At 68.4% G+C, this 9,846-nt stretch carries 10 protein-coding genes; all 10 read left to right on the top strand.

The genetic code is table 11. The features are described from left to right. Positions 1 to 224: 224 nt before the first annotated feature. The 10 genes from murG to NP4_RS10950 all read left to right on the top strand — a co-directional run bounded on the left by murG (position 225) and on the right by NP4_RS10950 (position 9,701). Positions 225 to 1,397: an undecaprenyldiphospho-muramoylpentapeptide beta-N-acetylglucosaminyltransferase gene (gene murG / locus NP4_RS10995; protein ID WP_067995873.1), complete on the top strand. Its 1,173-nt coding sequence runs from the start codon at positions 225 to 227 to the stop codon at positions 1,395 to 1,397. After that, the gene (gene murC, locus NP4_RS10990; RefSeq protein ID WP_067995863.1) at positions 1,394 to 2,902 is read left to right on the top strand and encodes a UDP-N-acetylmuramate--L-alanine ligase; all 1,509 of its coding nucleotides are present in this window, start codon (positions 1,394 to 1,396) and stop codon (positions 2,900 to 2,902) included. Before murG ends, murC begins: the two co-directional genes overlap by 4 nt. Before the next feature lie 28 nt (positions 2,903 to 2,930). After that, complete coding sequence (locus NP4_RS10985; protein ID WP_307596943.1) at positions 2,931 to 3,728, top strand: cell division protein FtsQ/DivIB; 798 nt, start codon at positions 2,931 to 2,933, stop codon at positions 3,726 to 3,728. Between the two features lie 339 nt (positions 3,729 to 4,067). Next, positions 4,068 to 5,291, top strand: a complete 1,224-nt coding sequence (gene ftsZ, locus NP4_RS10980) for a cell division protein FtsZ (protein ID WP_067995861.1) — start codon at positions 4,068 to 4,070, stop codon at positions 5,289 to 5,291. A gap of 159 nt (positions 5,292 to 5,450) precedes the next feature. Continuing rightward, positions 5,451 to 6,176, top strand: coding sequence for a peptidoglycan editing factor PgeF (gene pgeF / locus NP4_RS10975; RefSeq protein WP_067995860.1), 726 nt, complete (start codon positions 5,451 to 5,453; stop codon positions 6,174 to 6,176). Between the two features lie 118 nt (positions 6,177 to 6,294). Further along, positions 6,295 to 7,044: a YggS family pyridoxal phosphate-dependent enzyme gene (locus NP4_RS10970; RefSeq protein ID WP_067995858.1), complete on the top strand. Its 750-nt coding sequence runs from the start codon at positions 6,295 to 6,297 to the stop codon at positions 7,042 to 7,044. Positions 7,045 to 7,232: 188 nt separating this feature from the next. Then, positions 7,233 to 8,012, top strand: coding sequence for a cell division protein SepF (locus tag NP4_RS10965; protein WP_067995856.1), 780 nt, complete (start codon positions 7,233 to 7,235; stop codon positions 8,010 to 8,012). A 127-nt stretch (positions 8,013 to 8,139) separates the two neighbouring features. After that, a complete protein-coding gene (locus NP4_RS10960; protein ID WP_062505179.1) occupies positions 8,140 to 8,442 on the top strand; it encodes a YggT family protein in 303 nt (100 codons plus the stop codon). Positions 8,443 to 8,515: 73 nt separating this feature from the next. Further along, positions 8,516 to 9,352, top strand: a complete 837-nt coding sequence (wag31, locus tag NP4_RS10955; protein WP_067995854.1) for a DivIVA-like cell division protein Wag31 — start codon at positions 8,516 to 8,518, stop codon at positions 9,350 to 9,352. A 76-nt stretch (positions 9,353 to 9,428) separates the two neighbouring features. Beyond that, entirely contained in the window at positions 9,429 to 9,701 is a 273-nt protein-coding gene (locus tag NP4_RS10950; protein WP_147287970.1) for a DUF3784 domain-containing protein, read from the top strand. Positions 9,702 to 9,846 lie beyond the last annotated feature (145 nt).

Below are 9,846 nucleotides of genomic sequence, written 5' to 3'. Positions count from 1 at the left end.
GCCGCGCCCCCACGCCGGGAGCTGCCGCCCGCGCGACGACGGGGTGGGGGCGACGGCGCGCCCCGGCGGTCGATAGATTCGGATTCATCGCGTCGACGCGCCGGTGCGGCCGGTCGCGGCGATCCGGGACGCGGCGAGAGTCGCGGCACGATGTCCTGGCGCACCACACGGGCGTGGGAGCCGACGTATCCGATCAACCATGCGAGAGAACGGGGTAATCCGAGGTGACGAGCGGCCGAGGCGACAGGTCCGGAGGCACACAACAGGCCGGGGGACGGGCGCTTTCGGTGATCGTCGCGGGTGGTGGCACGGCCGGGCATATCGAACCGGCCATGGCCGTCGCCGATGCGCTGCGCCGACTCGATCCGTCGATCCGGATCACCGCCCTGGGCACCCAGCGCGGTCTGGAGACCACGCTGATTCCCGAGCGCGGCTATCCACTCGAACTGATTCCGCCCGTCCCGCTGCCGCGTAAGCCCTCCGCGGATCTGCTGCGGTTGCCCGGCCGGGTGCGGGCATCGATGGCCCGGGCGCGCCAGGTGATCGATGCGGCCGAGGCCGATGTGATCGTCGGCTTCGGCGGTTATGTGGCGCTGCCCGCGTATCTGGCCGCGGGCCGTGGCCTGCGACGTCGCCGCGCGGTGCCGGTGGTGGTGCACGAGGCGAACGCCAAGGCCGGTGTCGCGAACAAGGTCGGCGCGCGTCGTGCGGCGCGGGTGCTGGCGGCCGTTCCGGAATCCGGCGTGCACGCGCGCGGGCGGACCGAGGCCGAGCTGGTGGGAATTCCGGTGCGCGAGTCGATTTCGACCCTGGACCGCACGGGGCTGCGGGCCCGGGCGCGGGAGTCCTTCGGCCTGCCCGCCGAGGGGCCGGTGCTGTTGGTGTTCGGCGGTTCGCAGGGCGCGCGTCGGCTCAACGAATCGGTCTCGGCCGCGGCGGCGCAGCTGACGGCGGCGGGTGTGTCGGTGCTGCACGCGCACGGACCCAAGAACACCGTCGGGGTCTCCGGGGTCGATCCCGAGGGCGCGGCGAAATATGTGGCGGTGCCGTATCTGTCGCGAATGGATCTGGCCTACGCCGCGGCCGATGCGGCGGTGTGCCGATCGGGCGCGATGACCGTGGCCGAGGTGTCCGCGGTCGGACTGCCCGCGATCTATGTGCCGCTGCCGCACGGTAACGGCGAACAGGAACTCAATGCCCGCCCGATTGTCGCCAAGGGCGGTGGCATCATCGTGCCGGATGCGCAGCTGACGGCGAAATATGTGATCGACGAGGTGATTCCGCTGCTCACCGACCCGCAACGCCTGTCGGCCATGGGGGCCGCGGCGGCGGGTGCGGGACATCGGGACGCCGCCGACGCGGTGGCGCGGATCGTGGTGGAGGTGGCGGGACGATGACGGGACCGAACGAGGCACTGGGACATTCGGAGCTGCCGCCGCTGCTGAGGCGGGTGCATATGATCGGCATCGGCGGTGCGGGCATGTCGGGTATCGCGCGCATCCTGCTCTCGCGCGGCGGCGCGGTATCCGGTTCGGATGCCAAGGAGAGCCGGGGGGTGCTGGCCCTGCGCGCCCGCGGCGCGGAGGTGCGCATCGGGCACGACGCCAGCGCGCTGGATCTGCTGCCCGGCGGGCCGACCGCCGTGGTCACCACCTACGCCGCGATTCCGAAGACCAATCCCGAACTGGTCGAGGCGAATCGACGCGGCGTGCCGGTGCTGCTGCGCCCGGCCGTGCTGGCCGAACTCATGCGCGGGCATCGCACCCTGCTGGTCTCGGGCACCCACGGCAAGACCTCGACCACCTCGATGCTGATCGTCTCGCTGCAGCACTGCGGATTCGATCCGTCGTTCGCGGTCGGCGGGGAGCTGAACGAGGCGGGCACCAACGCCCACCACGGCACCGGCGACTACTTCGTCGCCGAGGCCGACGAATCGGATGGTTCGTTGCTGCAGTACGACCCGGATGTCGCGGTCGTCACCAATATCGAGTCCGATCATCTGGATTTCTACGGATCGGTCGAGGCCTATGTGCGGGTGTTCGACGATTTCGCGGCGCGGTTGACGCCGGGCGGACTGCTGGTGGTGTGTCTGGACGATCCGGGTTCGCTCGCGCTGGCGCGGCGGGTGTCGGAGCGAATCGCGGCCGGGGAGCTGAATATTCGGGTCCTCGGCTACGGCTCGGGCGAACTGGCCGACGCGCCGGTTCCGGTCGGGGTGCGGCTGCTGGCCTGGGAGCCCCGCGATGTCGGCGGCGTGGTCACGCTGCAGCTGGCCGACGAGCCCGCGCCACGCACGCTGCGGCTGTCGGTGCCCGGGCGGCATATGGCGCTCAACGCGCTCGGCGCGCTGCTGGCCGCGCGCGACGCCGGGGCCGATCTGGACGAGATCCTGCAGGGCCTGGAGGGTTTCGGCGGGGTGCACCGCCGGTTCCAGTTCGTCGGCCGCGAGAACGGCGTGCGGGTGTTCGACGACTACGCCCACCATCCGACCGAGGTCGCGGCGGTGCTCGGGGCCGCGGCCGAACTGGTCCGCCAGGAGGCCGCCGACGGGGCGCGTTCGCGACAGGGTCGGGTGATCGTGGTGTTCCAGCCCCACTTGTACAGCCGCACAGCCGCATTCGCGACCGAATTCGGCACGTCGCTGTCGCTGGCCGACGAGGTCGTGGTGCTCGACGTCTACGGCGCGCGCGAGAAGCCGCTGCCCGGCGTCAACGGCGCGCTGGTCGCCCAGTCGGTCACCAAACCCGTGCACTACCAACCCGATATGTCCCGGGTCGGCCGCCAGGTCGCGGGCCTGGCCCGGCCCGGTGATGTGGTGATCATCATGGGCGCGGGCGATGTCACCATGCTCGGCGGACAGATCCTCGACGGCCTGCGGGTGCGCCCGCCGGTCGGACGGTGAGCGAGATGACACGGGTCGGGCGGTCGGTATGAAAACCCGTGGGGGAGCGGAGCATCGAGACGCCGAGGCGCTCGATACCGAGACCGATGAGGTCGACGAGCCTCGGAAGCCCCACGGACGCGACCGATTCCGGCGTACCCGGCGCGAGGGTTCGGTCACCCCGGCGATGCGGCGGCGAATCGCGTTGTGGTCGTTGATCGTTGTCGTGGTGCTGGTCGTAGTCGCCGGTGTGGCGTGGTTCACCCCGGCGCTGTCGGTGCGCACGGTCGACATTCGGGGCCTGAAGGCCGTGCCGCAGGAGCAGGTGCGCGAGGTGCTGCGAATTCCGGAGGGCATCTCCATGCTGCGCATCGATACCGATGCCGTGGCCCAGCGGGTGGCGGCGCTGCCGAAGGTGCGGTCGGCGCGGGTGCAGCGGGTGTTCCCGGCGACGGTCCGGGTGACCGTCGACGAGCGGGTCGCGGTGCTGTTCTTCGACGGTCCCGAGGGCTCCCATCTGCTCGACGGCGATAGCGTGGAATTCGCCGTCGAACCGGCGCCTCCGGGGGTGCCGAAACTCACCACCGATCATCCGGGCAGCGACGATCCGGTCACGCGCGCCGCGGTCGCGGTGCTGGCAGCGGTGCCGCAGGCGCTGCGAGCCCAGGTGGGAGAGGTTGTGGCGCGGACTGTTTCGGATATCGCGTTGAATCTGACCGACGGACGCACAGTACTGTGGGGTGGTCCGGGCGATTCCGGCCGCAAGGCGGCGGTCGTACTACCCGTGCTGACCCGTCCCGGAACGGTATTCGACGTTTCGAGTCCCGATCTGGTGACGGTAAAGTAAGTGACACCCGTTGTGCCCTGGGCTTTTTCGGTACACGCCGAATAGGTCGAGGTCACAGGGAACGATTCCCCGCACCGGGGACGGCCGTTCGCGATACGATGCGGGGCGGGCTCGGACGAGACAGATCACACAAGATTCTGTCACTCGTTTCGGCGCGCCTGCGCGTCTATTGCGGCCGGTGCGAATAGCGTTCCGGAACAGTCGGATACTTGACATAACGCTAACCTTATGGTTGAGGTTTAGGGTTTGCCCGAGCGGAAGCCCGGGTCGGCCCACTCCACGAGCGCTCTGCCGAGGATCCGAAACGACAGGCTTTGGATCGAAGGAAGGCGAGAGCCCATGACGCCCCCGCACAACTACCTTGCAGTGATCAAGGTCGTCGGTATCGGCGGCGGCGGCGTGAATGCCGTCAACCGGATGATCGAACAGGGACTCAAGGGAGTCGAGTTCATCGCGGTCAATACCGACGCGCAGGCGCTGCTGATGAGTGATGCGGACGTCAAGCTCGATGTCGGCCGCGAACTCACCCGCGGCCTGGGCGCCGGCGCCGATCCCGAGGTGGGTCGCAAGGCCGCCGAGGACCACAAGGACGAGATCGAAGAGGTGCTCAAGGGCGCCGATATGGTCTTCGTGACCGCCGGTGAGGGCGGTGGCACCGGAACCGGTGGCGCGCCCGTGGTGGCCAGCATCGCCCGCAAACTGGGCGCGCTGACCATCGGCGTGGTGACGCGGCCGTTCTCCTTCGAGGGCAAGCGCCGCAGCAATCAGGCCGAGTCGGGCATCCAGGGGCTGCGCGAATCCTGCGACACCCTCATCGTGATCCCGAACGACCGGCTGCTGCAGCTCGGTGATGCGGCCGTCTCGCTGATGGACGCTTTCCGCTCCGCGGACGAGGTGCTGCTCAACGGTGTTCAAGGCATTACCGATCTGATCACCACACCGGGTCTGATCAACGTCGACTTCGCCGACGTCAAGAGCGTCATGTCCGGTGCGGGCTCGGCCCTGATGGGTATCGGTTCCGCGCGCGGCGAGGGCCGTTCGGTGAAAGCCGCCGAGTCGGCGATCAATTCGCCGCTGCTCGAGGCGTCGATGGACGGCGCGCACGGAGTGCTGCTGTCGATCGCGGGCGGGTCGGATCTGGGCCTGTTCGAGATCAACGAGGCCGCCTCGCTGGTGCAGGAGGCCGCGCATATCGAGGCCAACATCATCTTCGGCACGGTCATCGACGATTCGCTCGGCGACGAGGTCCGGGTCACGGTGATCGCGGCCGGATTCGACGGCGGCACCCCGGCCCGGCGCATCGAGACCCGCGGCAATGCGACCATCGGCACCGCCCGCGCGGGCGAACTCAGCCGCAGCACCACCCCGACCACCGAATCCCGTCCAGCCGAACCGGCCCAGCCCGCCCCGGCGAGCGCGGTCGAACGCGGCCCGGCCCCCAACTACGGCCAGCCCCGCACCCCGACCGATCCGACGGTCGCGAGCAACAGCCGCTCGCATATCCAACCGCCGGACGAGGATTCCGACGACGACGTCGACGTGCCCTCGTTCATGCGTCGCTGATCCACCCTCGAAACGCGCCCGCTCGGCTTCGGCCGGGCGGGCGCGTTTCCGATCTTGCCCGCCCGGGTATGACTCGCTGCGGGCCACATGCGCGGCCGGGAAGGGTGCGGTGTGGCGAGGACGGTGAGTTGCTTCCGGGTGGCTACTAATCTCGGGGGTATGACGACAACTGCGGTTCGGGTGCGACGGGTCACTACTACGCGGGCTGGCGGGTTTTCGAAGCCGCCCTATGACTCGTTCAATCTCGGCGATCATGTCGGTGACGATCCGGAGGCCGTGCGCCGCAATCGGATCGGGCTGGCCGAAGTGATCGGGTTGGCTCCCGAACGTCTGGTGTGGATGGAACAGGTGCACAGCCGGACGGTGACGATCGTGGACGGCCCACGGGCCGAACCGGTTCCGGTGACCGACGCCCTCGTGACGACCGTGCCGGATCTGGCCCTGGTCGTGCTCAGCGCGGACTGCGTGCCCATCCTGCTGTCCGACGACGAGGCGGGCGTGATCGCGGCCGTGCACGCGGGACGGGTGGGCGCGCGCATCGGGATCGTGCCGCGCGTGCTCGAGGCGATGATCTCCGTCGGCGCGCGGCCCGAGCGCATCGGCGCGTTCCTGGGTCCCGCCGCGAGCGGACGGCAGTACGAGGTGCCCGCGGCGATGCGCGCGGATGTCGAGGCTCATCTGCCCGGCAGCGCGACCACCACCGCCAAGGGCACGCCCGGCCTGGATCTGCGCGCGGGCATTCAGCGTCAGCTCGAGGCCGCGGGGGTGGGCGCGGTGGCCGTGGACCCGCGCTGCACGATCGAGGACGAGTCGCTGTTCAGTCACCGGCGTGGTGCGCCGACCGGTCGGCTCGCCGGTGTGATCTGGATGGAATCGGCCGCGTGAGTGCCCCGAATTTCGCGGGCACGGAGGGTTCTCGGAGCCCGGTTAAGTACCGGCAATTGGCCGATTTCGCGTATTCGGGCCTATTCGTGATCAGTTTCGCATTTCAGGGAGTTCGCCTATGACCGCCGAATCCGGCACCGCCGCAGCGGAATCGGTCCGCACCGCGGAACTGTCCAGTGCGCTGACCGGTCTGTTGTCCCGGATCGAGGCCGCATGCCGGGCCGCGGGGCGCGATCCGTCGACCGTACAGTTGCTTCCGGTCACGAAATTCTTTCCCGCTTCGGATATCGCGATCCTCTATGAATTGGGTCGCCGGGAATTCGGTGAATCACGCGACCAGGAGGCCGCCGCGAAGGTGGCCGATCTGGGACACCTGTCCCAGATGCGCTGGCATATGATCGGACGCCTGCAGCGCAACAAGGCCAAGTCCGTGGCCCGCTGGGCGCATACCGTCCATTCGGTCGACAGCGAACGTCTGGCAACCGCTCTTGACGCCGGTGCGGGCGCGGCGCGCGAGGCCGGTGAGCGCGATACGCCGATTCGGGTGTTACTGCAGGTCAGTCTCGATCGCGACCCCGGGCGCGGCGGTGTCGCCCCGGCGGATCTGCCCGCCCTGGCCGACCATATCGCCGAATCGGACAACCTGCAGCTGGCAGGGCTGATGGCAATCCCTCCGCTGGACGTCGATCCGGAGCCCGAATTCGCCCGGCTGGCACAGCTGCACGCGCGGCTGGTGGCCGATCATCCCGGGGCGGGGGAACTTTCGGCCGGTATGTCGGGAGATTTGGAGGCGGCAATTCGACACGGCTCCACCTGCGTGCGTGTCGGTACTGCCTTGATGGGCGCTCGACCGATAACCTCGGGATAGCAAACAAACCTCATCAGTCACATTCGAAACATATGCTTGTGGCAGGCGGGGACTGAGCAGGACTTCAACACCCCAGGCCAGCCGGGTGCCGTAGGAAGGTCGACCAGGATGAGCGAGCGCAGCGAGCGGGAATTGGGCGCAGCCACGAGGGGGCTCGTGCTGGAGCCGAGCATTGACGAGGTGACGGCATGAGTACGTTGCACCGGTTCAAGGCGTACTTCGGCATGGTTCCGCTCGAGGAATACGAGGACGACTACATCGATGACCGCGGGTCGCGGGCCGTCGAGGAGCGTTCGCATCGGGCGCGCGACTACGCCGAGCCGCGGTACGAGCCCGCCGGTCGGTCCCGCTTCTCCGACGATCGTTACGACGACGAGCCCGGCTACCCCGAGCCCACCTACAAGGCCCCCTATCAGCCCGGTTACACCGTCGCCCGCCGCGAGGACTACGGCGACGAGTCCTACGTCGACGACCGGTACGAGCCCCCGCGTCGTCCCACGCGCATCGAATCGGCCCCCTCGGGCCGCTCGCGCGGGCTGGGCACGCCCCCGATGGTCCGCGGCACCACGCACGGCGCGTTGGCGATGGACCCCGAGGCCGAGCGCAGACTGGAAGAACGGCGGGTGGAGGAGCGCACTCGCTTCGAGCCGGCACCGCGTCGCGCGCCGGTCTTCGAGGACGGAGGGCCCTTGTCCAAGATCACCACCCTGCGGCCGCGCACCTACGCCGAGGCCGCCATCATCGGCGAGCGCTTCCGCGACGGCACCCCGGTGATCATGGATCTGGTCGAGATGAGCAATGCCGACGCGCGTCGGTTGGTCGACTTCGCCGCGGGTCTGGCGTTCGCGCTGCGCGGTTCGTTCGACAAGGTCGCCACGAAGGTGTTCCTGCTCTCACCCGCCGATGTCGACGTATCGGCCGAGGAGCGCCGGCGCATCGCCGAAAACGGTTTCTACAACCAGAAATAGGACATTTCACCGGGGGTGCCCGGCATGGTCGGCCGACCGGGTCGACACGCCGCGAGCGGGGGGAGTCACGCCGTGCTGGACGGCGCGGGGAGTTTGCAGGACACCGAATCTGAGGCAGAGTGGACACGTGGCCTTGTTCAAGGTGCTGTATGTACTCCTGTTCCTCTTCTGGCTGTTGCTGATCAGCCGAGTCATCGTCGAGTTCATCCGCAGCTTCGCCCGGGACTGGCATCCCCGGGGTGTCGTCGTGGTGATCCTCGAGGTGATCTTCACGATCACCGACCCTCCGGTGAAACTCCTGAGGCGATTGATACCTCCAGTGAATCTGGGTGGAATTCGCCTCGATCTGTCGATTATGGTGCTGCTTTTCATCGTCTTCATCTTGATGACGATCACGAGCAGGCTCGGGCAGCCGGTAGGCCCGGTGTGACAGAATGGGCCGTGAAGAATAGCTTGCTAGATCTAGTGCTAGATCTCCGTACGAAGCGTGAAGGGATCCTTCCATGCCGCTGACCCCAGCCGATGTGCACAACGTCGCGTTCAGCAAACCGCCGATCGGGAAGCGCGGCTACAACGAGGATGAAGTCGACGCCTTCCTCGACCTGGTCGAGCAGGAACTCTCACGCCTCATCGAGGAGAATGCCGATCTTCGCCAGCGGGTTGCCGAGCTGGATGCCGAACTCGCGGACGCGAAGAAGGCCCGCCCGGCGCCGCAGGCCGTGAAACCCGCGCCGCCGCAGCCGGAACCGCCCAAGCCCCAGCCCGTGGCGCCCCCGGCCCCGATGCCGGTGGCCCCGCCCGTGGCGAAGGATCCGGCCGGAGCGGACGCGAATCTGCAGGCCGCCAAGGTGCTCAGTCTGGCCCAGGAGATGGCCGACCGGCTCACCAGCGATGCCAAGACCGAGGCCGAGCAGCTGCTGGCCAACGCGCGCGCCAATTCCGAACGTCTGGTCAGCGATGCCCGCACCCGCTCCGAGGGCATGGTCGCCGAGGCCCGGCAGAAGGCCGAGGCCCTGCTGACCGACGCGCAGTCCCGCTCGGACAATCAGCTGCGGCAGGCCAAGGAGAAGGCCGACGCCCTGCAGGCCGACGCCGAGCGCAAGCACACCGAGATCATGGCGACCATCACCCAGCAGCGCAGCGTGCTGGAGAGCCGCATCGAGCAGCTGAAGACCTTCGAGCGCGAATACCGGGTGCGGCTGAAGTCCTACCTGGAGTCGCAGCTCGAGGAGTTGGAGAACCGCGGTTCCGCGGTGCCGGTCGACGGCGGCGACGCGTTCGAGGGCGCCGGCGCCAACCACAACCACGCCCCGGCCTCGTTCGCCAAGGGCGGCAAGTAGTCTCGTAGGTACTGCGCCAGCGCAGTCGTGTGGTCGGAAGTCTTGTCGAGCCACCTGGCCCGCCTAGGGGGTGACCATGCTCGTTCTGACGCTCGTCCTGGCCGCTATCGGCTTTGCCCTACTGGTGACCGCGTTGACCACCGGATCGGTGGTGTGGGCCTGGGGCTGCATCGTCGTGTGCGTCATCGGTGCGGTACTGCTGCTGGTGAGCGCGCTGTCGATGCGCGATACGGTCGACGATCTGCAAGCCGGTCCCGGTCGGCACGCCAAGCGGGTGACTCCCACTCGCGGCGCTCCCACGCGGCACGCCCATCCGGGCGAGTCGCCTCGCTACCGGGGCCGAGAATAGGTTTGCCCGCCACAGTTACAATCAAACATGAACAAACGGCACTGATCCGGCCATCACCGGGGAGCCTTCGGAAGAACGGCGCCGCGCGCTCAGTAGAACCGAACGGGTGAGCCCGTCACAGCTCATAACGAGAGGTCCATTGGAC

The organism is Nocardia pseudobrasiliensis NBRC 108224 (assembly GCF_001613105.1).
GTDB classification, from domain to species: Bacteria; Actinomycetota; Actinomycetes; order Mycobacteriales; family Mycobacteriaceae; genus Nocardia; species Nocardia pseudobrasiliensis.
This window is presented reverse-complemented; position numbering and strand designations above follow the sequence as displayed.

Coding starts and splice junctions, on each gene's coding strand:
- murC (WP_067995863.1), top strand. CDS start 1,394: ATGACGGGACCGAACGAGGCACTGGGACATTCGGAGCTGCCGCCGCTG.
- NP4_RS10985 (WP_307596943.1), top strand. CDS start 2,931: ATGAAAACCCGTGGGGGAGCGGAGCATCGAGACGCCGAGGCGCTCGAT.
- ftsZ (WP_067995861.1), top strand. CDS start 4,068: ATGACGCCCCCGCACAACTACCTTGCAGTGATCAAGGTCGTCGGTATC.
- pgeF (WP_067995860.1), top strand. CDS start 5,451: ATGACGACAACTGCGGTTCGGGTGCGACGGGTCACTACTACGCGGGCT.
- NP4_RS10970 (WP_067995858.1), top strand. CDS start 6,295: ATGACCGCCGAATCCGGCACCGCCGCAGCGGAATCGGTCCGCACCGCG.
- NP4_RS10965 (WP_067995856.1), top strand. CDS start 7,233: ATGAGTACGTTGCACCGGTTCAAGGCGTACTTCGGCATGGTTCCGCTC.
- wag31 (WP_067995854.1), top strand. CDS start 8,516: ATGCCGCTGACCCCAGCCGATGTGCACAACGTCGCGTTCAGCAAACCG.
- NP4_RS10950 (WP_147287970.1), top strand. CDS start 9,429: ATGCTCGTTCTGACGCTCGTCCTGGCCGCTATCGGCTTTGCCCTACTG.